This window comes from Aeromonas sp. S19(2024) (genome assembly GCF_041402625.1).
GTDB lineage: Bacteria > Pseudomonadota > Gammaproteobacteria > Enterobacterales > Aeromonadaceae > Aeromonas > Aeromonas caviae.
The window spans coordinates 282878-307662 of the sequence record NZ_JBGLQU010000002.1 but is presented as its reverse complement, the minus strand read 5'-3'; the positions used below and the strand labels follow the sequence as shown (position 1 = coordinate 307662).

General features: G+C 64.2%; 19 protein-coding genes and 1 pseudogene. 13 read left to right on the top strand and 7 right to left on the bottom strand.

The window, feature by feature from the left end:
* Positions 1 to 60 precede the first annotated feature (60 nt).
* From ACB037_RS05765 to ACB037_RS05725, 9 genes are all read left to right on the top strand, one after another.
* Positions 61 to 528: an NUDIX hydrolase gene (locus tag ACB037_RS05765; RefSeq protein WP_039039255.1), complete on the top strand. Its 468-nt coding sequence runs from the start codon at positions 61 to 63 to the stop codon at positions 526 to 528.
* 158 nt (positions 529 to 686) lie between these two features.
* Complete coding sequence (gene mnmA / locus ACB037_RS05760) at positions 687 to 1793, top strand: tRNA 2-thiouridine(34) synthase MnmA (protein WP_342040334.1); 1107 nt, start codon at positions 687 to 689, stop codon at positions 1791 to 1793.
* A 103-nt stretch (positions 1794 to 1896) separates the two neighbouring features.
* Positions 1897 to 2508 carry a high frequency lysogenization protein HflD gene (hflD, locus tag ACB037_RS05755; RefSeq protein ID WP_010673618.1) on the top strand — a complete coding sequence of 204 codons (612 nt, stop codon included), beginning with the start codon at positions 1897 to 1899 and terminating at the stop codon, positions 2506 to 2508.
* A gap of 30 nt (positions 2509 to 2538) precedes the next feature.
* Positions 2539 to 3909: an adenylosuccinate lyase gene (gene purB, locus ACB037_RS05750; RefSeq protein WP_041214787.1), complete on the top strand. Its 1371-nt coding sequence runs from the start codon at positions 2539 to 2541 to the stop codon at positions 3907 to 3909.
* A gap of 152 nt (positions 3910 to 4061) precedes the next feature.
* On the top strand, positions 4062 to 5192 hold the full coding sequence (locus tag ACB037_RS05745) for a JmjC domain-containing protein (RefSeq protein ID WP_371175017.1): 1131 nt from the start codon (positions 4062 to 4064) through the stop codon (positions 5190 to 5192).
* A 403-nt stretch (positions 5193 to 5595) separates the two neighbouring features.
* Positions 5596 to 7008, top strand: a complete 1413-nt coding sequence (gene pykF / locus ACB037_RS05740; protein ID WP_010673615.1) for a pyruvate kinase PykF — start codon at positions 5596 to 5598, stop codon at positions 7006 to 7008.
* Positions 7009 to 7157: 149 nt separating this feature from the next.
* Positions 7158 to 10475, top strand: coding sequence for a mechanosensitive channel MscK (gene mscK, locus ACB037_RS05735; protein ID WP_052815748.1), 3318 nt, complete (start codon positions 7158 to 7160; stop codon positions 10473 to 10475).
* Between the two features lie 120 nt (positions 10476 to 10595).
* Complete coding sequence (locus tag ACB037_RS05730; RefSeq protein WP_264787533.1) at positions 10596 to 11204, top strand: LysE family translocator; 609 nt, start codon at positions 10596 to 10598, stop codon at positions 11202 to 11204.
* A gap of 57 nt (positions 11205 to 11261) precedes the next feature.
* Positions 11262 to 12260: a beta-propeller fold lactonase family protein gene (locus ACB037_RS05725; protein WP_371175016.1), complete on the top strand. Its 999-nt coding sequence runs from the start codon at positions 11262 to 11264 to the stop codon at positions 12258 to 12260.
* A 63-nt stretch (positions 12261 to 12323) separates the two neighbouring features.
* Here the strand turns inward: ACB037_RS05725 and ACB037_RS05720 are convergent, their stop codons facing one another.
* A complete protein-coding gene (locus ACB037_RS05720) occupies positions 12324 to 13064 on the bottom strand; it encodes a dienelactone hydrolase family protein (protein ID WP_042864182.1) in 741 nt (246 codons plus the stop codon).
* Positions 13065 to 13209: 145 nt separating this feature from the next.
* Positions 13210 to 14448 (bottom strand): uracil-xanthine permease family protein, encoded by a 1239-nt coding sequence (locus tag ACB037_RS05715; RefSeq protein ID WP_371175015.1) that lies wholly within the window; start codon positions 14446 to 14448, stop codon positions 13210 to 13212.
* Between the two features lie 317 nt (positions 14449 to 14765).
* Here ACB037_RS05715 and ACB037_RS05710 point away from each other — a divergent pair, with 317 nt between their 5' ends.
* A complete protein-coding gene (locus ACB037_RS05710; protein ID WP_371175014.1) occupies positions 14766 to 16004 on the top strand; it encodes a hypothetical protein in 1239 nt (412 codons plus the stop codon).
* A gap of 118 nt (positions 16005 to 16122) precedes the next feature.
* On the opposite strand, the gene ACB037_RS05705 is transcribed toward ACB037_RS05710, so the two are convergent.
* A complete protein-coding gene (locus tag ACB037_RS05705; RefSeq protein ID WP_371175013.1) occupies positions 16123 to 17832 on the bottom strand; it encodes an NAD-dependent malic enzyme in 1710 nt (569 codons plus the stop codon).
* A gap of 221 nt (positions 17833 to 18053) precedes the next feature.
* On the opposite strand from ACB037_RS05705, the gene mobA reads away from it, so the two are divergent.
* The 3 genes and pseudogenes from mobA to ACB037_RS05690 all read left to right on the top strand — a co-directional run bounded on the left by mobA (position 18054) and on the right by ACB037_RS05690 (position 20559).
* Positions 18054 to 18668, top strand: coding sequence for a molybdenum cofactor guanylyltransferase MobA (gene mobA / locus ACB037_RS05700; protein WP_069651654.1), 615 nt, complete (start codon positions 18054 to 18056; stop codon positions 18666 to 18668).
* Positions 18665 to 19180 (top strand): annotated as a pseudogene (gene mobB, locus ACB037_RS05695) (molybdopterin-guanine dinucleotide biosynthesis protein B); the annotation flags it as partial. The gene mobA and the pseudogene mobB, both read left to right, overlap by 4 nt.
* Before the next feature lie 299 nt (positions 19181 to 19479).
* Complete coding sequence (locus ACB037_RS05690) at positions 19480 to 20559, top strand: FUSC family protein (RefSeq protein ID WP_323909338.1); 1080 nt, start codon at positions 19480 to 19482, stop codon at positions 20557 to 20559.
* A 69-nt stretch (positions 20560 to 20628) separates the two neighbouring features.
* Here the strand turns inward: ACB037_RS05690 and ACB037_RS05685 are convergent, their stop codons facing one another.
* The 4 genes from ACB037_RS05685 to ACB037_RS05670 all read right to left on the bottom strand — a co-directional run bounded on the left by ACB037_RS05685 (position 20629) and on the right by ACB037_RS05670 (position 24749).
* Entirely contained in the window at positions 20629 to 22002 is a 1374-nt protein-coding gene (locus ACB037_RS05685; protein ID WP_139737440.1) for an HD-GYP domain-containing protein, read from the bottom strand.
* An 84-nt stretch (positions 22003 to 22086) separates the two neighbouring features.
* Complete coding sequence (locus tag ACB037_RS05680) at positions 22087 to 22644, bottom strand: DUF3332 domain-containing protein (protein WP_371175012.1); 558 nt, start codon at positions 22642 to 22644, stop codon at positions 22087 to 22089.
* A 144-nt stretch (positions 22645 to 22788) separates the two neighbouring features.
* Entirely contained in the window at positions 22789 to 24084 is a 1296-nt protein-coding gene (locus ACB037_RS05675) for a PAS domain-containing methyl-accepting chemotaxis protein (RefSeq protein ID WP_128297429.1), read from the bottom strand.
* A gap of 200 nt (positions 24085 to 24284) precedes the next feature.
* Complete coding sequence (locus tag ACB037_RS05670; RefSeq protein WP_180906966.1) at positions 24285 to 24749, bottom strand: GNAT family N-acetyltransferase; 465 nt, start codon at positions 24747 to 24749, stop codon at positions 24285 to 24287.
* Between the last annotated feature and the right edge of the window lie 36 nt (positions 24750 to 24785).

Sequence of the window (24785 nt, the reverse complement as noted above, 5' to 3'; positions counted from 1 at the left end):
GACAGCGGATCTGCATCGAGCGCCCCTGCCGGGGCACAGCCAACAAGACAAGGAGTCCTTATGAGCGATCACCCACCGCTGCCCACCCGCCTCACCGTGGCCGCCCTGGTGCACTGGCAGGGGCGTTTCTTGCTGGTGGAAGAGGAGATTGCGGGCCAGCGCCGCTTCAACCAGCCCGCCGGCCACGTGGAGCCGGGAGAAGATCTCATCCAGGCGGCCTGCCGCGAGCTGAAGGAGGAGACCGGACTCACCGCCGCGCCCACCGGCTGGCTCGGGGTCTACCTCTTCAAACCGGCGGACAGCGAGGCCACCTTTGTGCGCACCGCCGTCATCTTCGACCTTGAAAAGTCGCCCGGTCAGCACCATCCAGAGGATCCCGACGGTGACGTACTGGCCTGTCACTGGCTCAGCCTGGAGGAGATTGCCGAGTGCAAGCCCGCCCTGCGAAGCCCCCTGGTGTGGCAGTGTATCCAGGACTATCTGGCAGGCACCCGCCTGCCGCTGTCGGCACTCAAGGCCTTCATCTAAGCGCCATTTGACGCTCTTTTTGACGCGATGGGGCCGAGACAAGAAAAACGATTTCCTGCCACCGGGCTCCCAAGGGGAACGGCGGCAGGGAGATGTGACCGGGGGCGCAAAACTCTGGTAGAATACGCCCCGTTTAAACGAACTGGTAACTTCGACTAATGACAGACAACAGCCAAATCAAGGTGATCGTCGGCATGTCCGGCGGCGTGGATTCTTCCGTCTCGGCCTACCTGCTCCAGCAGCAGGGCTATCAGGTCGAAGGCTTGTTCATGAAGAACTGGGAAGAAGACGACACGGACGAGTACTGCTCTGCCGCCCAGGATTTGGCTGATGCCAAGGCCGTCTGCGACAAGCTGGGGATGAAACTCCACACCATCAACTTCGCCGCCGAATACTGGGACAACGTGTTCGAGCACTTCCTGGAAGAGTACAAGGCGGGTCGCACCCCGAACCCGGACATCCTGTGCAACAAGGAGATCAAGTTCAAGGCGTTCCTGGAATTCGCCGCCGAAGAGCTGGGGGCCACCTACATCGCCACCGGCCACTATGTGCGCCGTGACGACAGCACCGGCCGCCCTCGCCTGCTGCGCGGTCTGGATACCAACAAGGATCAGAGCTACTTCCTCTATACCCTGAGCGAAGCCCAGGTGGGTCAGAGCCTGTTCCCGGTCGGGGATCTGGAAAAACCCGAGGTGCGCCGCATCGCCGAGCAGCTGGATCTCATCACCGCCAAGAAGAAAGACTCCACCGGCATCTGCTTCATCGGCGAGCGCAAGTTCAAGGACTTCCTGGCCAAGTTCCTGCCCGCCCAACCCGGTAAAATCGAGACCGTGGATGGCAAGGTGATCGGCGAGCATCAGGGGCTGATGTACCACACCCTGGGCCAGCGCAAGGGGCTCGGTATCGGTGGTCGCAAAGATGCCACCGAAGAGGCCTGGTACGTGGTGGACAAAGAGGTGGAGCGCAACACCCTCGTGGTGGCACAAGGGGAACACCCCCGTCTCTACTCCGACGGCCTGGTCGCGAGCCAGCTGCACTGGGTGGATCGCACCCCCATTCGCGCGCCGCGCCGCTGCACCGTCAAGACCCGCTATCGTCAGGAAGACATCCCCTGCCTGATCCAGCCCATCGACGATGAGACCATCCGGGTCATCTTCGACGAGAAGCAGGCTGCGGTGACCCCGGGCCAGTCCGCCGTCTTCTACGACGGGGAAGTGTGTCTGGGCGGCGGCATCATAGAACAGCGTTTCAGCCATCCGGTTTGAGCCAATAGCAGAAGGCAGCCTACGTGAGCGATACATTCCAAGGCCGGATCATGACCTGCTGCGGGCATCTGCCAGTGAATGAACAGAACAGGGCCATGAAGATATGAGCGACAAATTCCAAGACAGAACCATGGCCTTCGCAGGCATCTGCCAGGCCGCCTATCTGGTGCAGAAAGTGGCCCGTGACGGCTCCTGCGACGAAGCCTCCCTGCGCGAGAGCCTGCAAAGCATTCTGGTCACCAACCCCACGCAGCCGCTGGAAGTGTTCGGCAGCCACCTGGCCATTCGCGACGGCTATCGCGCCCTGGTGGAACAGCTGGGGGCAGACGGCAGCCAGAAGAATGCCGAGCTGACCCGCTACGTGGTGAGCCTGATCGCGCTGGAGCGCAAGCTCGCCAAGCGCAAGGACATCCTCAACATGCTGGGGGAGCGGATCAGCCAGATCGGCCGCCAGCAACAGCATTTCGATCTGCTCGACGAGCAGATCCTGGCCAACATGGCGAGCATCTACAGCGACCTTATCAGCCCCATCGGGCCGCGCATCCAGGTGGCGGGCACCCCGCTCTTCCTGCAGCAGCCCCTGGTGCAGCACAAGGTGCGCGCCCTGCTGCTCGCAGGCATCCGCGCCGTGGTGCTGTGGCGCCAGCTCGGCGGCAGCCGTACCCAGATCATCTTCGCCCGCAAGAAGATGGTGGAACTGGCCAAACGATTTTAACCCCCACACCAATCATCAGGAGTTCACCCCATGGAGCTGTCCGCGCTGACTGCCGTTTCCCCGATTGACGGTCGTTATGGCGACAAGGCCGATGCCCTGCGCCCTATCTTCTCCGAATTCGGTCTGCTGCGTTTTCGCGTCGAAGTCGAGGTGCGCTGGTTGCAAAAACTGGCCAGCCACGCCGGGATCCCGGAAGTCCCTGCCCTGAGCGAGGCAGCCAATGCCGTGCTTGACGGCATCGTCAGCAACTTCAACGAGCAGGATGCCGCCCGCATCAAACAGATCGAGCGCACCACCAACCATGATGTGAAAGCGGTGGAGTACTTCCTGAAAGAGAAGGTGGAAGTGAACCCGGAGCTGGCCGCCGTCAGCGAATTCATTCACTTCGCCTGCACCTCGGAAGACATCAACAACAACTCCCACGGCCTGATGCTGAAGACCGCCCGGGAAGAGGTGATCAAGCCTTATTGCGAAAAGCTCATCGGTGAGATCAAGCGCCTGGCCGTCGAGTACCGCGACATGCCGCTGCTCTCCCGTACCCACGGTCAGCCGGCGACCCCGAGCACCATGGGCAAGGAGATGGCCAACGTCGCCTACCGTCTGGAGCGCCAGCTCAAGCAGATCATGGCGGTGGAGCTGCTGGGCAAGATCAACGGTGCCGTGGGCAACTACAACGCTCACATCAGCGCCTACCCGGATGTGGACTGGCACCAGTTCTCCGAGGAGTTCGTCACCTCCCTGGGCCTGACCTGGAACCCCTACACCACCCAGATCGAGCCCCACGACTACATCGCCGAGCTGTTCGACGCCCTGGCCCGCTTCAACACCATCCTGATCGACTTTGACCGTGACGTCTGGGGTTACATCTCCCTGGGTCACTTCAAGCAGCGCACCATCGCCGGCGAAATCGGCTCCTCCACCATGCCCCACAAGGTCAACCCCATCGACTTCGAGAACTCCGAAGGCAACCTGGGTCTGGCCAACGCCGTGTTCCAGCACCTGGCGAGCAAACTGCCCATCTCCCGCTGGCAGCGTGATCTCACCGACTCGACCGTGCTGCGCAACCTGGGTGTGGCGGTGGGTTACTCCCTGATTGCCTATCAGGCGACCCTGAAGGGCATCTCCAAGCTGGAAGCCAACGCGGACGCCATGGCCGCCGATCTGGACGCCAACTGGGAAGTGCTGGCGGAACCCATCCAGACCGTGATGCGCCGCTACGGCATCGAGAAGCCCTACGAGAAGCTCAAAGAGCTGACCCGTGGTCGCCGCGTCGACGCCGAAGGGATGCGCACCTTCATCGACACCCTGGAGTTGCCGGAAGCGGTCAAGGTCGAGCTGAAGAAGCTGACCCCGGCCAACTACATCGGCGACGCCCAGCGTCTGGTCGATCTGCTGAAATAAGTGATGTAACCGAACCGGCGGGGGCTCTGTCATGACGGCAGGGCCCCCGTTGATTTTGGCCCATTTGATATGATCACCCTCTATCGGGCCATTTCAGAGCCCTTGCCCAAGCCCGCCTTGGGCAAGCCCTCTCACAAGATACGAGAAGCACCATGTACCAACTCAATCTGGATATCGCTCACTTCCTCGAGCACTACTGGCAGAAGCGCCCGCTCCTCATCAAGGGCGGTTTCACCGACTTTCAGGATCCCATCAGCCCGGACGAACTGGCGGGTCTGGCCATGGAGGAGGTGATCGAATCGCGCCTGGTCACCCGCTTCAACAACAAGTGGGAGGCGGCCCACGGCCCCTTCGAATCCTACGATCACCTGGGGGAAGAGAACTGGACCGTGCTGGTGCAGGCGTGCAACCACTGGGTACCCGAGGTGCACGAGCTGGCGGTGCCCTTCCAGTTCATCCCGGGCTGGCGCTTTGACGATGTGATGGTGAGCTTCTCCACCCCTCACGGCGGTGTCGGCCCCCACATCGACAACTACGACGTCTTCATCACCCAGGGTCAGGGCAAGCGTCACTGGCGGGTCGGCGATGCCAAGCCCTTGAACGAGTTCGCCGCCCACGCGGCCCTGCTGCACTGCGAGCCGTTCGAGGCGATCATCGACGTCATCATGGAGCCGGGCGACATCCTCTACATCCCGCCCGGATTCCCCCACGAGGGCTACGCCATCGAGCCCTCCCTGAACTTCTCGGTGGGTTTCCGCGCACCGGACGCCAAGGCCCTTGTCTCCTCCTTTGCCGATCACCTGATCGACAACGAGATCCGCACCGAACGTTACGGCGACCCGGACCTCCAGCCCCGCGCCCGCCACGGGGAAATCCAGCCCCATGAGCTGCACCGCCTGCGGGAGCTGATGCAACAGGCCCTCGACGACGAGACCCTGTTCAAGGAGTGGTTCGGCACCATGATCTCCGAGGCCAAGCACGATCTGGACGTCAATCCGGTGGAGCCGGACTACAGCGCCGACGAGGTGGCCGACCTGCTGAGTCAGGGGGAGCCCGCCATCAAGGTGCCGGGGTTGCGCAGCGTCTGGTTCAGCGGCGAGAGCCGCACCTGCTACATCGACGGCGAAGCCTGGACCCTGCCGAGCGAGGATCCGGCCGCCATCGTGCTCCTGTGCGACAAGGACATCATCACCCAGGACGCGCTGGTGGAACTGGCCGATCAGGCGGGCTTCCTGCAACTGCTGACCCGGCTGGTCAACCGCGGCTACTGGTTCTTCGGCTGATCCAGAGGGCTGCCGCCCCTCCCGGCGTGCCGGGAGGGGCGGCGTTTTTTCCGCTGTAGGCCTACCGGCTCCTGCCTTGCGTTGCTTCGCCCTGACGCCGCGGGAGGGAGTGACTACACTGGATGACGGCCAACGGCATCGGACCGGATCGCCGCCGTAATGGGGCCCTGTTGTTTGTCATTTAACAACATGGGATCGGGCAGGATGCGGGGCCAGAAATGGGAACCAAATGGCCTCAGTTGCGGAAAATCAATTATTTTAGCCCCTAAAATGAGCTGTGAGCGAAAACGTTATCTTTCAAATTGAGGCCGTTTTCGCTCAAAACGTTGTTTCTGGATCATAAAAAGTATCCAAAAACTGGTGTATATTGCACGGCGGAAATTCCTTAACCATGAAGACTGACATGAAAAAGACCAAAATCGTCTGCACCATCGGTCCCAAGACCGAATCCAAAGAAATGCTGGGCAAGATGCTGGATGCCGGCATGAACGTCATGCGCCTGAACTTCTCCCACGGCGACTACGCCGAACACGGTGGTCGCATCAGCAACCTGCGCGCTGTCATGGCCGAAACCGGCAAGCACGCAGCCATCCTGCTGGACACCAAGGGTCCGGAAATCCGCACCATCAAGCTCGAAGGCGGCAACGACGTCTCCCTGGTCGCCGGCCAGACCTTCACCTTCACCACCGACCAGACCGTGGTGGGCAACAAAGACAAAGTCGCCGTCACCTATGCCGGCTTTGCCAGCGACCTGCGCGTCGGCAACCGCATCCTGGTTGACGACGGCCTGATTGGCCTGGACGTCATCGAAATCACCGAGCGCGAAGTGATCTGTAAAGTGCTCAACAACGGTGACCTGGGCGAGAACAAGGGTATCAACCTGCCGGGCGTCTCCATCAAGCTGCCGGCCCTGGCCGAGAAAGATAAGCGCGACCTCATCTTCGGTTGCGAGCAAGGTGTTGATTTCGTTGCTGCCTCCTTCATTCGCAAGAAAGAAGACGTGCTGGAAATCCGTGAGCACCTGAAAGCCCACGGCGGCGAGAACATCCAGATCATCTCCAAGATCGAAAACCAGGAAGGCCTGGACAACTTCGACGAGATCCTGGCTGTCTCCGACGGCATCATGGTTGCCCGTGGCGACATGGGTGTCGAGATCCCGGTAGAAGAAGTGATCTTCGCCCAGAAGATGATCATCGAGAAGTGCAACAAAGCCCGCAAAGTGGTCATCACCGCGACCCAGATGCTGGACTCCATGATCAAGAACCCGCGTCCGACCCGCGCCGAAGCTGGCGACGTGGCCAACGCCATCCTGGACGGTACCGACGCAGTCATGCTGTCCGGTGAGTCCGCCAAGGGCAAGTACCCGCTGGAAGCCGTGACCATCATGGCCACCATCTGCGAGCGTACCGATGCCGTGATGCCGTCCAACCTGTCTGCTGCCAACGACAGCAACAAGCTGCGCATCACCGAAGCGGTCTGCAAAGGCGCGGTAGAGACCTCCGAGAAGCTGGACGCCCCGCTGATCGTGGTTGCCACCGAAGGCGGCAAGTCTGCCAAGGCCATCCGCAAGTACTTCCCGAAAGCCTGGATCCTGGCCATCACCACCAACAAGAAGACCGCTGCCCAGCTGGTGCTGACCAAGGGTGTGGTTGCTCACGTGGTTGACTCCATCGCCTCCACCGACGACTTCTATCGCATCGGCAAAGAAGCCGCGCTGGAAATCGGCATGGGCGTGAAGGGTGACGTGGTTGTCATGGTCTCCGGTGCCCTGGTACCGAGCGGTACCACCAACACCGCTTCCGTTCACGTACTGTAATCAGTCCTGAACCGATGAAAGCGGCGCCTGCGGGCGCCGTTTTTTTTTATCTCTCCCCCTGCTGCCCCTCTTGCGCCGGTGCTAGAATCCACGCGGATTTTACCCTGGTGGAAAATCCCCCGAACATCGCATAATCACCCGGACGCTTTATGCTCTCAACACGCTTCAAAAGAGCCTCGGCCACCCTGCTGCCGCTGCTCTGTTTACTCATCACCTTCTGGACCCCGAGCACCCTGGCGCAGGATCTGCCCCAGCGCGCCACCGTGCAGCGGGCGCTCGACGCCCTCGGCAAATCGGACACCCCCACGGCCAGCCAGCAGGCGGACCAGAAGTTCCTGACTGACACCCTCTCCCTCCTCGACAGCATCGACAAGGAGAAGAGCAAGGCCAAAACCCAGAGCGAACGCCTGCGCACCCTGCCGGCAGAGCTCAAGGAGATCGGCGCCAAGCTCGACGCCCTGACCCAGGGCAAGAGCCCGGAGCAGCTCAAGAGCGAATACGCCACCATGAGCCTGGCGGAGCTCGATGCCCGCCAACCCGAGATCATGGCCAACATGCAGGCGGCCCAGGAGGCCCTTGGCACCATCGGCAGCCAGATCACCAACCTGCAGACCCTGCCGGAGCGGGCCCAGGCCAGCATGAGCCGCGCCTATCAGCGCAGCCAGGAGATCCGCACCCGCCTCAACGCCGGGGACGGGGTGAGCAGCGCCGAGAAAATGAAGCTTAATGCCGAGCTGGCCCTGCTGGATCTGCAACTGGCCAACCTGCAAAAGGAGCTGGACAACCGCACCAGCATGCAGGATCTGGTGGTCAAGCAACGGGACTACCAGAGTGCCCGTCTCGCCAGTGAAGAGCAGAAACTGCAGGCATTGCAGGAGCAGAGCAGCGCCAAGCGCCTGGGGGACACCGAGAAGACCGCCGAAGAGACCGGCGAACTGGTGGCCGCCGAAGACAACCCCCTGGTGCAAAAAGAGCAGGAGCTCAACTACCAGCTCAGCCAGCAACTCATCAGCTCCACCAACAGCCTCAACACCCTGGCCCAGAAGAACCTGCAGGCGAAGAGCATGCTGGAGCGCGGCACCCAGACCGAGCGCAACCTCAACGAACAGGTGCAGATGCTCAAGGGCAACCTGCTGCTCTCGCGCATCCTCTATCAGCTCTACCAGCAACTGGAAGCGGCCCCCTCCACCCTGGTGAAGAACCTGGAGGAGCAGATCGCCGACCTGCACCTGGCCCAGTTCGAACTGAGCCAGCAGCGTGACCAGCTGTTCCAGAAGAACCAGTATCTGGACAACCTCATCGCCAGCAGCGGCGAGACGGTGAGCGACGAAGACAGGGCCAGCCTTGCCAAGCTCATCGACACCCGCATCGGCCTGCTGGATCAGCTCAACCGCCAGATGGATGCCCAGCTCACCAACGCCATCAGCCTGCAACTGACCCAGCAGCAGCTGACCCGGGTCTATGCCTCCATCGAGTTCACCCTGCAACAGCACATCTTCTGGGTGAGCAGCAACAAGCCCATCGACGCCAAGTGGTTCATCACCTGGCCGGCCCAGGCCTTCAAGCAGGCCTCCGACTGGGTGCTGAAACCGGACTGGAGCGGCTGGGGCGACATGCTGCTGGCGGTCTCTCTGCTGGCACTGCCCCTGCTGCTGGTGGGGGGCCTGCTGCTGTGGAAGCGCGGCACCCTGCTCGAGCGCCAGAAGAAGATCGTCAAGGATCTGGGACGTTTTCGTCAGGACAGCCAGTGGCACACCCCCCGTGCCCTGTTGTTCACCGTGCTGCAACGCCTGCCGGGCACCCTCTTCATCCTGGCCGCCGGCCTGCTGCTCGCCTATTGCGGTCTGCTGAGCCCGAAACTCATCTTCCAGATCACCCTGAACCTGGCCCTCGGCTACCTGGTGTTCAGCGTCTACCTGTCGGTGATGCGACCGGGGGGCATCGGCGAGACCCACTTCCGCATGCCACGGGACGAGCTGCAGGCCAAGCGCAACAGCATGCGCTACCTCTGGCTGCCCCTGCTGCCCCTCATCATGCTGTCGACCAAGGCGGTGGTGGAACCCTCCTCCCTTGGCAACGACGTCATCGGCCAGGGCATGACCATGCTGCTGCTGGGGCTGACCGCCTACCTGGTGCTGCCCATCTCCCGCGCCCGCATCAAGGGCGAGGCGAGCATGTTGCAGACCCTGACCGCCGTCGCCCTGGCGCTGGCGCCGGTGGCCCTGATGGTGCTGGCAGCCCTCGGCTACTACTACACGGCCCTGAAACTCACCGGCAGGCTCATCGAGTCCTTCTACCTCATCATCATCTGGGGTCTGGTCTATCGCACCGCCCTGCGCGGTCTTGAGCTGGCGGCCCGCCGTCTGGCCTATCGCCGCGCGGTCGCCAAGCGGGAACACAAGACCCAGGAGGATGCGGAAGGGGGCGAAGCCATCGAAGAGCAGCCCATGGATCTGGAAGAGGTCAGCCAGCAGTCCCTGCGTCTGACCCGCATCATGCTGCTGCTGGTGTTCGGCGTCGCCTTCTACTGGCTCTGGTCTGATCTGGTGGCGGTCTTCACCTACCTCGACAGCGTGGTGCTGTGGCACAAGAGCGAGGGGACCGGGGCCAACGCCGTGCTCTATCCCATCAGCCTGAGCGACGTGCTGACCGGCCTGTTCGTGTTTGGTGCGGCTCTGTCGCTGGCCCGCAACCTGCCGGGCCTGCTGGAGGTGCTGGTGCTCTCCAAGCTGCGTCTTGCCCAGGGCACGGCCTATGCCTTCACCACCATGCTCAACTACGCCCTGATCGGGGTGGGCAGCCTGACGGCGCTGGCCATGCTCGGGGTCCAGTGGGAGAAGCTGCAGTGGCTGGCCGCCGGTCTCTCGGTCGGTATCGGTTTCGGCATGCAGCAGATCGTCTCCAACTTCATCTCAGGCATCATCATCCTGTTCGAGCGCCCGGTGCGGATCGGCGACACCGTCACCATCGGCACCATCTCGGGCACGGTCAACAAGATCAGGATCCGCTCCACCACCCTCACCGACTTCGACCGCAAGGAGGTGATCATCCCGAACCAGCAGCTGATGATAGAGCGGCTCATCAACTGGTCCCTGTCCGACACCGTCACCCGGGTCATCGCCCGGGTCGGAGTGGCCTATGGCTCGGATCTGGATCTGACCCGCAAGCTGTTGATGCAGGCCGCCATGGAGAACAGCCGGGTGCTGAAAGACCCGGCCCCCATCGTCTACTTCCTCACCTTCGGACCCAGCACCCTGGATCACGAGCTGCGCTTCTTCGTGAGCGAGCTGGGGGATCGCAACCCGGCCATCGACGAGCTGAACCGCCGCATCGACGTGCTGTTCCGCGAGCATGGCATCGAGATCGCGTTCAACCAGATGGACGTCTACATCAAGAACATGCAGGGAGACGAACAGAAGGTGGAATCCCGCCCGGCGCTGCCGCCGGCGGGGAACCAGCCCGTCTGATCCCGCCCGCTTCACAGGCCCCGTCACGGGGCCTGTTTTTTTCTGCCCGCCCCCCGCCTTGGAAAGCACAGATCGCCCCCAATATAGGGAAGACAACGGACTGTCTGCACGAGGAACCCAATGGACTCGCTCTACGCCGTGGTGCTCTTTGCCATCTCGGCATCGGTCACCCCCGGCCCCAACAACATCATGGTGATGAGCGCCGGCGCCAGCGTCGGGATACGCAAGAGCCTGCCCCTGCTCATGGGGATCTGCGTCGGCTTCACCCTGATGCTGTTGCTGGTGGGGCTGGGCTTTGGCCAGCTCTTTACCCGCTTCCCCGAACTCCACTTGTTCATCAAGTGCGCGGGCACCCTCTATCTGCTCTATCTTGCCTGGCTCATCGCCCGTCCGACGGACGGGATGGCTGACAGCAACGGGACCCGCCCGTTCGGCTTTTTCAAGGGTGCCCTGTTCCAGTGGGTCAATGCCAAGGCCTGGGTGGTCGCCACCGGCGCCATCGCCGCCTTCACCAGCGCGGGGAGCGACCCCTTTGAGCAGCACCTCGTCATCGCCCTGACCTTCTTCATCGTCTCTTTCCCCTGCGTCGGACTCTGGCTCCTGTGCGGTTCCCTGCTCAAGCGCTGGCTGGCAAACGATCTTGCCCGTCGCCGCTTCAACCAGGTAATGGCAGCCCTGCTGGTACTGTCAGTGGTGCCCGTCATTCGCGAGATCCTGATCCCCGCCTGAGAGGCCGGGACTCCCCTTTCCCTTGACCCGACGGATGGCCGTCGCAAAGGAGATGCAATGCAACAAGTGGTCTATGTGGCCAACCCGGTGAGCGGGTTGATCCATGTGTTTCGCCTCGAAGCAGGCACCCTCGCCCCGCTGCAGGAAGTGCAGACCGGCGGCGAGGTGCAGCCCCTGGTCATCAGCCCGGACCGGCGCTGGCTCCATGCAGGGGTGCGCCCCGATTGTCGGGTGCTGAGCTTCCCCATCACCGCCGATGGGCGGCTCGGGGCCCCGACCTCGGCGCCGCTGCTCGGCAGCGCCTCCCACACCTGCACCGATGGGAGCGGCCGCCTCTTCTTTGCCGCCTCCTACGCCTTCAACCACGTCACCGTCTCCCGCCAGGATCAGGCGGGGCGGATGCAGCCCCCTCACCAGCGTCTCGACCACCTGATGGCGGCCCACTCGGTCACCTGGCTTGCGGGGCAAAACGGGGAGCAGGAGCTGCTGGTGGCCTGCCTGAAGGAGGACAGGGTGCGCCGCTTTGCCCTGGTGGACGAGAAGCTGGTTCCCCATCCCTTGGGGGACATTCACACCGCCCCCGGCGCCGGGCCCCGCCATCTGGCCCTGCACCCGGACAACGGCGATCTCTATTGCCTCAACGAACTCGATGCCACCCTCAATCGCTACCACAGGGAGGCGGACGGACAGATAGTGGCGCGCGAGAGCCTGGACATGCTGCCCCCAGGCTATGAAGGGGAGCGCTGGGGCGCCGACCTGCACCTGACCCCGGATGGACGTTTTCTCTACACCAGCGAACGGGCCAGCAGCCTGCTCACCCTGTTCGGCGTCTCCCCCCAAGATGGCGCCCTCACCCCCCTCGGCCACTTCCCGACCGAGGCCTGTCCTCGGGGCTTTGCCATCGACCACAGCGGCCACTGGCTCATCGCGACCGGGCAGCAATCCCACGAGGTGGCGCTGCATGCCATCGACCCCGAAAGCGGTCTGCTCACCCCGGGCCCACGGAGCGAGGTGGGCAAGGGGGCCATGTGGGTGAGGGTGCTCGCCCTCCCCTGAGATGGCGAAAAACGGGCATAAAAAAAGCCATGGCACTGCCATGGCCTGCGTGAACCGGCCCCCTCAGGAGCCGGTCACCTCCTTCAGGAAACCGGTGAAACGCTGCCAGGACTTGGCATCGGCATCGGCGCGGTAGTTGTCCGAGCCAAAGACGCTGAACGCGTGGGGAGCACCGCTGTAGCTGGTCGCCTCGTGCTTCACCCCGGCGCTCTCCAGCTCGGCCACCAGCGCCGCAAACTGACCCAGAGAGACCGCCTCGTCGGCGCTGCCGTGCTGGACAAGCAACTCTCCCTTCACCTCTTTGTAGTCCTGCCCGGCCGGGGTCTCCAGCCCGCCGTGTACGCTCACCACCCCCTTGAGATCCGCCCCGCTGCGGGCCAGCTCCAGCACGGCGGCGCCGCCGAAGCAGTAACCGAGGGCCACCGCATTGTCGAGCCGCCCCCCCTGCCTGCCCGCCTCCGCCAATCCCCCTTGCAGCAGGGTGCGCATCCTGGTCCTGTCCTGATAAAGGGCCCCGGTGAGGCGCTTCTTGTCTTCCACCGTGCTCGGCCTGACCCCGGCACCGAACAAATCTACGGCAAAGACACTGTAGCCTAGGGCCACCAGCATCTCGGCCCGCTTGATCTCGTAACCGTTGAGCCCGTCCCAGTCGTGCACCAGCACCACCAGAGGGGCCTGCTTGTCGGCACCCGCCAGGTAATAGCCCTCGAACGGCTTACCTTCGACCTCGTAGCGCACCGCACCGGCCTCGGCCGCGCCGCTCCCCATCAGCCCCAGCAGGGCCAGGATCCATGCCCTCTTCATCCTTTCGTCCTCTCCCGTCAATGGTGCTCCTGAGTGTAGCCGCTTGACATGGGGAGGCCGGGTTCAGTGGTAGGCAGGCAAAAAAAGAGAGGCCACCCAAAGGTGGCCTCTTTTTCATCAACTCAACGTACAGCAAGCCAGGCGCTTAATCCTTGGCGCTCTCCATGGCACCCGTTTCGGAGTGCTGGGGCAGGATGAGGTTCAGCAGGATCGCCGCCACCGAGGCCAGCCCCACGCCCGCCAGGGCGAAGTCACCGATCTTCATCTCCAGGGCGCCGACACCCACGGTCAGGGTCACCGCCACGATGGCGATGTTGCGGGACAGCCCCAGATCCACCTTGGACTCCACCAGGGTCTTGAGACCGATGGCGGCGATGGATCCGAACAGCAGCAGCATGATGCCGCCCATCACCGGCATGGGGATGGAGGTGAGCAGGGCGTTGAACTTGCCGAAGAAGGCCAGAATGATGGCGAACACCGCGGCCCAGGTCATGGTGACCGGGTTGAAGTTGCGGGTGATCATCACGGCGCCGGTCACTTCCGCATAGGTGGTGACGGGGGGACCACCGATGAAACCGGCGAAGCAGACGCCGATGCCGTCACCGGCCAGGGTGCGGTGCAGGCCGGGATCCTTGGTGTAGTCCTTGCCAGTCACGCCGCCGATGGCCAGCACGCCGCCGATGTGCTCGATGCAGGGGGCGATGGCCACCGGCAGCATGAAGAGGGCCGCGGCCCAGTTGATCTCCGGGGTCTCGAAGTGGGGCAGCGCCAGCCAGGGGGCGTTGACGATGCCGTCGAAACTCACCTGGCCCATCAGCACGGCAGAGACATAACCGGCGATGACACCGCACAGGATGGGGATGAGCTTGATCCAGCCCTTGCAGAACACGGCGGCAATCAGGGTGACCGCCAGCGAGATCCCCGCCAGGGTCAGCGCCGTGGTGGCAGGCACCACCTGCTCACCGCCGGCACGGCCCATGGCCATGTTGCAGGCTACCTGGGCCACCGACAGGCCGATCACCATGATGACGGGACCGATGACCACGGGGGGCAGCAGCTTGTGCACGAAGCCCATGCCACGAGCGCGGATGATGGCCGCCAGGATGAAATACATGAAGCCCGCGGCAAACAGACCGAACATGGTGGAGGGCAGGCCCCAGGTCTGGGTGGCATAGATGATGGGGGCGATGAAGGCGAAGCTGGAGCCGAGGAAGATCGGCACCTGACGACGGGTGCAGAGCTGGAACAGAAGGGTGCCTACACCGGCGCCAAGCAGGGCCATGGAGGGGTTCAGACCGGTGAGCAGGGGCACCAGCACCATGGCACCGAAGGCGACAAACAGAATTTGCAGCCCGGCGACGCTTTGCTTGACCAAGGAAAACATGGGTATCCTTAATTTTTTGATAACTGACAGGGATATTTGACACTTTTCAGTCATCACAAGACGTTTTCAAGGCAGCCAACGGACCAAACGGCGTCATTTGTTGCCTTTTACTGCTTGGGGAGGGCATGAAACTGGCTTTTTAGGCGGGATTCGCTGCTACAAGCATCGAGGAAGCGATTTTACGCACTTTTATGGCCAACGCCAATCGTTTTTCCGGCGAGTTGACATGACAAGGCTTTCAACTGGTCGACGCAGATACCACCCCAACCCCCTCTCTATACTCGAAGGCGTGACCCCACACCGACAAGGAGTTCCCCATGTCACTGCCCTCGTTCAAACCCAGCCAGCGCCGACTGCTGCTGGGTTCGGCCATCGCCCTGGCCTTGTTCGCCACCCCGCTGAGCTATGACTTCGACCACCACCAGTGGCAGGCAAACCAGGCCCATGCCAAGTCCTGCTTCATCGCCGGTACCCGCATCCTGATGGCCGATGGCTGCGAACGCCCCATCGAGACCCTGCGGATCGGCGATCGGGTGCGGGACAGGCACGGGCAGAGCAACCGCATCCAGGCCATCGAGCGGGTGGCGCTGGGGGGGCGCAGGCTCTACGGGCTCAATCATCTGCCCCCCTTCTTTACCGCCGAGCACCCCTTCCTCACCACCCGGGGCTGGGCGGCCATCGCACCGGCCATGACCCGCACCGAAAACCCGGCCCTCGCCGTGCTGCCGCTCTTTACCGGCATGCACCTGCTGGGTTGGTCAGAGGGGGGCAGCGCGGGCAACCTGGCGCTGGCGCCGCACCCTGTCGAACTGCCGGTGGCCTCCCTCTTCTGGGTTGATGCCCCGCCCGCCACGGCGCTGTTCAACCTGATCCTAGATGGCAGCCACAGCTATGTGGCCAATGGGCTGATCGTGCACAACAAAGGGGGGGATGGCGGCGGCAACAGTGGTAGCGGAGGCGGCAACAGCGGCGGTGGGGGCAGCAACAGCGGCGGCGGAGGCAGCAACAGCGGCGGCGGTAGCAACAGCGGAGGCAGCAACAGCGGCGGTGGGGGCAATAGTAGCCACAGTGGAAACAATAGCGGAAATGGAGGCGATAGTAGCCATAACGGAAACAATGGCGGGGACGACAGCGGCCACGGCGGCGATGACCGTGGTCAGGGCGAACATGCCGGTGGTGACCAGCACGCTGGCGGCGATCGCCACGGCGGTGGCGACAAACATGCAGGCGGGGAGCGTCATGCCGGTGGCCGGGTGGACGACAACGGTGTGGACGCCGTCGATGCCAATGGCAACAAGCTTCGAGGCGATGGCAGCGTGGACGACAACGGCGTGGACGACAACGGCGTGGACGCCGTCGATGCCAATGGCAACAAGCTTCGAGGCGATGGCAGCGTGGATGACAACGGCGTGGACGCCGTCGACGCCAATGGCAACAAGCTTCGAGGCGATGGCAGCGTGGATGACAACGGTGTGGACGCCGTCAACGCCAATGGCAACAAGCTTCGGGGCGATGGCAGCGTCGATGACCGCCTGGTGCCCCCGCCCGCTCAATAGGTGGCAGCGTCCTGCCCCGCACACACAGCAGGGCGGAAAAAAGAGAGGGTGGCCTGGGCCACCCTCTCTTGTTTATGCGGCATCGTCATGCCCGCGACACATGCGGGCAGGACGCACCTCAGACCCGGCGATAGGGCAGGTAGACCGGCTCCCACATATGGCTCAGGATGTGCTCTTGCAGATCCTGACCGATGAGCGGATGGGAGGGATCCCGGCGCACGATATCCTTGAGCACCGCGGTCGCCACGTGCACCGAGATGTTGCGCAGCTCGCTGATCCTCGGGAAGACGGTGCCCCGGGCGAGATCCGCCTCGCTCACGCACTCCGCGAGCGCAAAGGCGGCGGTGGTGAAGATGTCCGGGCTTATTTCGCGGATCTGGCTGACGATGGCCGCCAGCCCCACGCCGGGGAAGATGAAGACGTTGTTGCCCTGACCGATGCGATAATCCTGCCCCTCATGGTGCACATCCTTGAACGGGCTGCCGGTGGCGACGATGGCGCGCCCCTGGCTCCAGCGGAAGATGTCTTCCGGCAGGGCCTCGCAGTTGGCGGTGGGGTTGGAGAGGGGGAACACCATGGGGCGCTCGCAGTGGGTCAGCATCAGCTGGATGTGCTCCTCCTGGAAGGCGCCACCGGCGCCGCTGGTGCCGAGCAGCACTGTGATGGGCACGTGGCGCAGCACCTCGGTCAGCCCCGCCTTGCCCTGCAGATCCCACTGGGCCAGCAAGAGGCCCGGCTTGGCGTAGCGGCGCTTGTACTCATCCAGCCCCTCGCGGTTGTCACACACCAGCCCCTGGGTATCCAGGATGTAGATGCGATCCCGCGCCGCCTGCGGGTCAAGCCCCTCGCGGATCATCCCCGCGCAGATCTGATCCGCCACCCCGACCCCGCCAGCCCCGGCCCCGTAGACCAGGTAGTGCTGCTGGCCCAGGGTTTCCCCCTTGGATTTGACGGCCCCTATGATGCCCGCCAGCACCACGGCCCCGGTACCCTGGATGTCGTCGTTGAACGACGGCAGCGCCTGCTGATAGCGGGCCAGGTTGTTGAAGGCGTTGGACTTGCTGAAGTCCTCCCACTGCAACACGGCGTTGGGGAAGTGGCGCTTGACCCCTGCCACGAACTTGTCGATGAAGTCGTCGTACTCCTTGCCGCGAATGCGCCTGTGGGGCTGACCCAGGTACATGGGGTCATCCAGCAGCGCCTGGTTGTCGGTGCCCACGTCCAGCGCGATGGGCAGGCAGCAGGCGGGGTGGATGCCCGCCCCCAGGGTATAGAGGGCGAGCTTGCCGATGGGAATGCCCATGCCCCCCACCCCCTGATCGCCGATGCCGAGGATCCCCTGGCTGTCGGTCACGACGATGATGCGCACCGCCTTGGCATCCATGTGGCGGGCGAGAGAGCCCATGTCATCGACGTTCTTCGGGGTGATGTAGAGGCCGCGCGGCTTCTGGAAGCGGTGGCTGAACTCCTGGCACGCCTTGCCCACGGTCGGGGTGTAGATGTAGGGAGTCATCTCCTCCACGTGGCGGGACAGGAGGGCGTAGAACAGGGTTTCGTTGCGATCCTGCAGGGCTCGCAGGTTCTGGTACTTCTCGATGTCGCTGCAGGCGCTCAGGAAGGCCTCATAGACCCGCTCCAGCTGGGCTTCGAAGGTCTGCACCTGAGGCGGCAAGAGGCCATCGAGCTCAAAATCGGCCCGCTCCTGTTCGGTGAAGGCGGTACCCTTGTTGAGGTTGCGATCGTTGAGCAGATTGGTGCCCGTCAGCGCAACGGGGCGAAAATCGTGACCCTGTGCATCTTTCCACAGCAGATATTGTCCGGTAGCCATAGTCATTCTCTTTGATTTACATGAAGTTGCCATCAGGCAGGAGAGCAAGACTCAGAATGCTGGGGATCATATGACGTTTGCCGATCCGGTTTTGTGAGCTTGGACAAACCCTGCGGCCAAAGGCGCCTTTGCCGGGGCAGCCGAAGGTTGCTCACGCGCCCGCCTTGGCGCAAGATCCCGACACGCCCCTGTGGGCATCCCTTTGCGAGCAACGGAGCACCATGACCCCTTCCTCTTCCCCCGCTTTTCTCGTCAGCGGCGTCATCCTCGCGGGCGGTCGCGCCACCCGCATGGGGGGCGATGACAAGGGCTGGGTGCCCCTCGCGGGCACTCCCCTGATCGAACACGTGCTGACCCGCCTGCGCCCCCAGGTGAACGAGGTGCTGATCAACGCCAACCGCAGCCAGGCTCGCTACCGGCAGCTTGCCCCCGTCATCGGAGATGCGCAGGCCGACTTCCAGGGGCCGCTGGCCGGCATGCTGGCGGGGCTGACGGCGGCCCGTCACGACTGGGTGCTGTTCGTCCCCTGTGACGGCCCCGCCCTGCCCCTTGATCTGATGACCCGCTTTCGCGCCGCCATCACCCCGGACACCGATCTGGTGGTGGCCCACGACGGGGAGCACCTCCAGCCCGTGGTCGCCCTGCTGCGCCGCGCCCTGCGCCCCTCCCTGAGCCAGGCGCTGGCGGACGGGGAGCGCAAGACCGGGGCCTGGTTTGCCCGCCACAGAATGGCGGTAGTGCCCTTTGCCGATCTGCCCGACGCCTTCGTCAACCTCAACAGCCCGGCCGAACTCGCCGCCTGGGAGGCGAGGCTGCGGGAAGGGGGCGCGCCATGAGCCCCCTGCCCCTGCTCGGCTTCGTCGCCTGGAGCGGCACCGGCAAGACCACCCTGCTGGAGCGCCTCATCCCGCGCCTGGTGGCACGCGGTCTGCGCCTCGGGGTGCTCAAGCACACCCATCACGCCTTTGACATGGACCAGCCCGGCAAGGACAGCCACCGCCTGCGCCAGGCGGGCGCCACCCAGGTGATGGCGGCCTCCGACCGGCGCCACGCCCTGATCCGGGAGACCCCGGAGGGGGAGCCCCCCTTCGAGGCGCTGCTGGCCCGCTTCGATGCGAGCGCCCTGGATCTGCTGTTGGTCGAGGGGTTCAAGCACAGGCGCTTTCCCAAGGTGGAGCTGTATCGCGCCGCCATCGGCCGGCCCCTGCTCTTCCCCGATGATCCTGACATCGTCGCCCTCGTGAGCGACGCCCCCCAGGCCACGACCCTGCCCCGGTTCCCCTTCGAGGATCTGGAGGCCATCGCCGACTTCATCTGCGCCCGGTTGCCCACGCACGAACCCCGTCAGGCCCCGCCGCCCCTTCGCCTCTGCGCCCGGCTGCTGGCGGCCCTGCCCCCATCGGCAGAGCAGGGCGTTGTGCCCGGCTTGCTCAGTCAGGACGAGGCGGGCACCCTGCTGGTGCGCCCGGTGGATGGGGGCCACGACAGTGCCAACTGCCGCATCGAACGGGCGCCGGGTAACGTGGCCCTTCCCCCCGGCGAGCGGGTCATGGTGCGCCTGTATGAACCGGGGAAACGACGCAGGTCAAGGCGAATCCCGTCCCTCTTGCTATCCTCACCACCCTGACCCGAGATAAGAGAACGCCCTTGCGCCTCAATGCCCCGCTCTCCCGCTTCGATCTGCTCATCTATGGCCGCTACCGCCTGGTCCACGGCCTGCGCATCGCCCTGGCCTTCACCCTCACCTTCCTGCTGACCCGGGAGCTCAAGCTGCCGGAGAGCACCTGGCCCCTCATCACCCTGGTGGTGGTGATGGGCCCCATCTCGTTCTGGGGCAACGTGCTGTCGCGCGCCCTGCAACGGGTGGTGGGCACCGTCTTTGGCGCCGCCTGCGGGGTGGTGGCCCTCTATCTGGAGCTCTACTCCCTGCCCCTGATGCTGGCCTGGTGCTGCGCCATCATGTTCCTGTGCGGCTACCTGGCGCTCGGCAAGCGCCCCTATGTGGGGCTGCTCATCGGCATCACCCTGGGGGTCATCGTCGGCGGGGTGCCCGGGGACATCGAGACCGCGCTCTGGCGCAGCGGCGACGTCATCCTGGGGTCGGTGCTGGCCCTGCTGTTTTGCAGCATCTACCCCCAGCGGGCCTATACCCACTGGCGTCTGCAGATGCACGACACCCTGCAGCAGGCCGGGCGGCTCTACCACACCCACCTCTCCCCCAACGTGCTGGAGCGCCCCAAGCTCACCCGAAGCCATGCCCGCCTGCTCGCCAAGATAGTCAGCCTGCGCCCCCTGCTGGCCCCGGCGGTCAAGGAGACCCGCCTTGGCAGCCCGCTGTTCGAGGCGACCCAGACCACCCTTCGCAACAGCGTCTGCACCCTGGAGATGCTGGCCAACACCTATTGGCGGGATCGCCAGAGCCACTTCCTGATGCAGAGCCACCCGGGGCTTCGCGCCTGCCAGCAGGCGACGGAGTCAGTGCTCACCGAACTCGCCCTCATGCTCAAGAGCGGTGATACCATGGCGGCCGACCAGGCCATCGGCCGCCTGCAAGAGGCCGCCGCCCGGCTCGATGGGGAAGCAAGCCAGGCGCCAGGCCAGGGACACGACCCCACCCTTGGCGGCTACCTCTGGCTCAATCTCCATCTCATCGAGCAGCTCGCCCACCTCCATCGCCTGCTGGGGCTGGTGCTGCAACCCTATGCCAAGCCCTCGGCCCGCCCCTGATCACGCCGCCTGCAACCACCCACAAAAAAGCCCCGCCGATGCGGGGCTTGCTTGTCTCGGGCTCGCGCCTTAACTTGCACGAGCCAGGGGCTGCTCCGGAGTGAGGTAGAGGGAGAAGTCCTCTATCCCCGCCTTCAGGGCGGCAAAGCAGTCGGGGTCGATGGCCGTGCCCAGGTTTTCCGCCATCATCTCCAGGGCCCGCGGCACCGGGATGGCATCCCGATAGGGGCGCTTGGCGGTGATGGCATCGAAGATGTCGGCGGTGGTGATGATGCGCGTCTCCAGGGTGATCGCCTCCCCCTTGAGCCCCTTGGGGTAGCCCTTGCCGTCGAGTCGCTCATGGTGGGCGCCAGCCACCTGGGCCAGCTCCTCGAAGGCGCCGATGCGGCTCAGGATCTCCTCGGTGTAGGCGGCATGCATCTGCACCGCCGCCCACTCCTGCTCGTCAAGCTTGCCCGGCTTGTCGAGGATGGCGTTGCTCACCCCGAGCTTGCCCACATCGTGAAGCAGGGCACCCCGCTTGAGCCAGCGTCGCCGCGCCTCGGACATCCCCATCTGGGCGGCGAGGATGTCGGTATAGAGCGCCACCCTGCCGCTGTGCCCCGCGGTATAGGGGCTCTTGGAGTCCACCACCTGGCCGAAGGCCGCCGCTATCTCGTCCAGATAATCCTCATCCAGCGCCACTTCCCCCTGCCCCGCCGGGTGGGCGAAGACCCGCTCCGCCAACGCGGGATCCGCCAGTCCTTGCCAGAAGGCGTCGTCGGCCAGCGCCTCGAAGGCCTTGACCAGGGCGGGATCAAACCAGTTGCCGCTGCGCTCGCGCAGCTCCCTCATCGCCGCGTCCGGCCCGGCGGCGGCGTGAAACACGTCAACCACCTGACAGAGCAGGGCGATGCGAGAGAAGAGCGGGATGGCCTCTCCCGCCAGTTGTTGCGGCCGCCCTTTGCCGCTCCAGTGCTCATCCAGAGAGAGGATCCCCTGGGCCACCTCGTCGCTGAAACGCAACTGGCGGGCGATGTCCGCCCCCCGGTGGCAGCGGGTCAGGATCAGCTCGTTGGCTATCTGATCCCCGTTGCGAAAGATGTGGAACAGGCTGCGAAAACGGCCCAGCAGATCCGCCTGCAAGCCGGTGTGGCCCAGCACGAAGTTGACCACCTCGGAGAGGGAGCCATCCACCAGCTTGAAATCGCGCTTGAAGTGAAGATCGTCGGTGAGATAGAGCTCGCAGATGCGGGCGGCATTGCTGCTGCACCCCAGATCCTTGAGCAACAGGGTGTAGTAGAGGTCGTGGCGCTGCCGGGCATCCAGTCCCAGTTGCTCCCCCAGACGAGAGCCTATCCAGCAGCAGCGGATGCAGTGGCCTCTCGGCTGCCCTTCCGTCATGTCCAGGGCATGGCTGAGAGAACCAATCAGCTCTGCCAAACGCAATCCATTTACCGTCATAGCCCACTCCCTCTACATCGGGGCGTACTTGCCCGCAGGCATGTATAGCATTTGTCGGGAGTAAAGGATCAGGGGTGCGACAAATTATACCTGCCCCGCTCCCCGACTTGCCGCCGCATCGCGCTGCTCGCGGCTCAGGGTCGAGACCAGTCTGTCGTCCAGATAGAGATCCAGTCGCTCCCCGCGCATCTCTCCCCGCATCAGGCTGCGCTGACCGTCGATGTAGTGGATCTCCATCTGGGCGGTGCGCTCGTCCGGGTAGCTCACCTGTACCTCGCGCACCCCTTGGGGCAGCAGGGCCAGCGGCACCTGGTTGAGGGCAGGATCCAGGTGCTGGTTCACCTTGATGATCGCATCGCTCTTCTGATCCACCAGGGCGGGCGACTTGCCGGTAATGGGGTTCTTGCCGGACCAGAATTCGATGGTGTTGAACACGAAGAGATCCGCCGTGGCCGCCAGGCCATAGACGGGGGAGAGCAGCACGAAGACACCGGCACGACCGTAGCGGTTGTCCACCACGCTGAGGTTGCCCTTGGTCACCATGGAGGAGAGGCCCATCTGGCCCATGCAACCACCGAGCCCCAGGCTCGCCCCCACTCCCAGCAGCAGGGCCAGTGCCCTGCCTCTCTGTCGTACTGCCATTGTTGTCTACCTGCTCAATAAAAAGGAGGCGGCAGCCTAAACAAGGGGGCCGGGCGGCACAATGACGAAGGGGGGCGTCATACAGCCAGGGTTCAGCCTGGCCGTCCGATCGCTCACTCTGTTGGCAATCTTGCGGTCAGCCCCTCAGATGGAGAGGGCCGACACCGTCTGGGAGACCCTGTCCGCCTCCTGGTGGATCTCGCTCATCAGCTTGTCCACTCCGGCGATCTGCTGCTTGCCGAGTTCGGCGCTGCCCGCCACCCCGGCCATGTCGTCGGTCACCCTGGCGGTCAGCTCGCGGTTCTTCTGCACCACCCTGGCGATCTCGTCGGTAGAGAGCGACGTGCGGGCGGCCAGCTGGCGCACCTCGTCCGCCACCACCGCAAACCCGCGCCCCTGCTCACCCGCCCGCGCCGCCTCGATGGCGGCGTTCAGGGCCAGCAGATTGGTCTGATCGGCGATGGCGCTGATGGTCGAGACGATGGCCTCGATGCTTCTGGACTGCTCGTTGAGCTGGCCGATGAGGGCGATGGCCTCATCCACCTGGGAGGCGATGAGGGAAGAGGTCTGCACCACGGCGCGCAGCAAGCCCGCCCCCTCCTCTGCGCTGTGCAGGGTCTCCTGGGCGGTGCTGTGGGCCAGGCGGGCGGCCTCCCGGGTCGCGTGGTTCTGCTCGATGCGCGCGGTGATGTCGCTGGCGAACTTCACCACCCGCACCACCTTGCCGCTACCATCCCGGATGGGGTTGTAGGTCGCCTCCAGCCAGACGGCCTGCCCCCGGCTGTTGTGGCGCATGAAGAGGCCGGATTTGAACTGACCCCGGGCCAGTTCTTCCCAGAAACGGGGCTGCTCGCGCAGAAAGGCCTCGTCACAGAAGATCCTGTGGTGCCTGCCCGCGATCTCACTCAGGGTGTAACCCATGACGCTCAGGAAGTTGGCATTGGCATGGATAATGTCGCCGTTCGGGGTGAACTCGATCATGGCCCGGGAGCGGTCCAGTGCCTCGGTCAGCGCCTCGAGCCGCCCAAGCCGCTGGTGCTGTTCGGTGACGTCGCTGGCAATCTTGAGTACCCGAGTCACCCGGCCCTGGTGCTTCACCGGGAAATAGGTCGCCTCCAGCCAGCGCGTCTCCCCCTGCCGGTTCACGCGCTCGAAGGTGCCTGACTGCACCTCTCCCTGGGCCAGGCGGCGCCAGAACTGGCGATAGTCACCGGACTCCCCCCAGGCCCTCGGACAGAGCTGGCTGTGGGGCTGCCCAATCAGTTCGGCGGCACCATATCCCATCAGGGCCAGGAAAGGAGTGCTCGCCTCCTGGATGATCCCCTCCGGGCTGAAGATGACGGTGGCGGCGCCCGCCTTGATCGCCTCTATGATGCCCTGCTCCTCGTCGAGCCGGGTCTGGCATGCCTGCAACTGCGCTTTGAGCTTCTGATTGAACATGACACTTCTTCCTCGTTGACCATCCCCATGGGCACCACGGCCTCACCCACAGAGGGTATCGGCACCGCCAGCGCCGACATAAGTGGTCGGACGACAGAAACGAATGGGGCGCGCAGTGTATAGAAAAGCGGCGATGCCGCCAAGGGCTCCCAATACGCAGCCCTTGTGAAAGAGGATCAGCCCGGCGGTGAAAAAGGCGGCTAACGAGCGGGAACGCACTCGAGGCAGGCGGGATTGCCGGCAAAGCCGAACCGTTCGTAGATAGCGCGCCCATCACTGCTGGCATGGAGCCACAGCTTGCCCAGTTGCTGCTCGCGGGCATACTCCACCATGGCCACCAGCAGGGCGTTCGCCATTCCCCGTCTGCGCCAGGCCGGCCGGGTGTAGATGTTGAGCAGGTACCCTTCCCGCCCCGCCAGATTGCCCGGGTAGGGCGGGCGCACGAAGAGTGCCAGGGTGGCGCACGCCACCACCTCGCCCTCCTCCTCCACCACCCAGCTACGGGCGCTGCCCTCTTCCTGCGCCTGAATGAAGTAGGCCTGCGTCGCCTCCATGAGGACCGGATCCTCATCGGGCCGGGCAAGTTCCCCCACCTCGCAAAAGAGCGCCATGCGCAGTGTCGTCAGGGCAGGAATATCGGCCGCCAGGGCCTCGCGTACCTTCATCTCTTCTCCTTTACATTCCTTTCCCGCCCGTCAGTC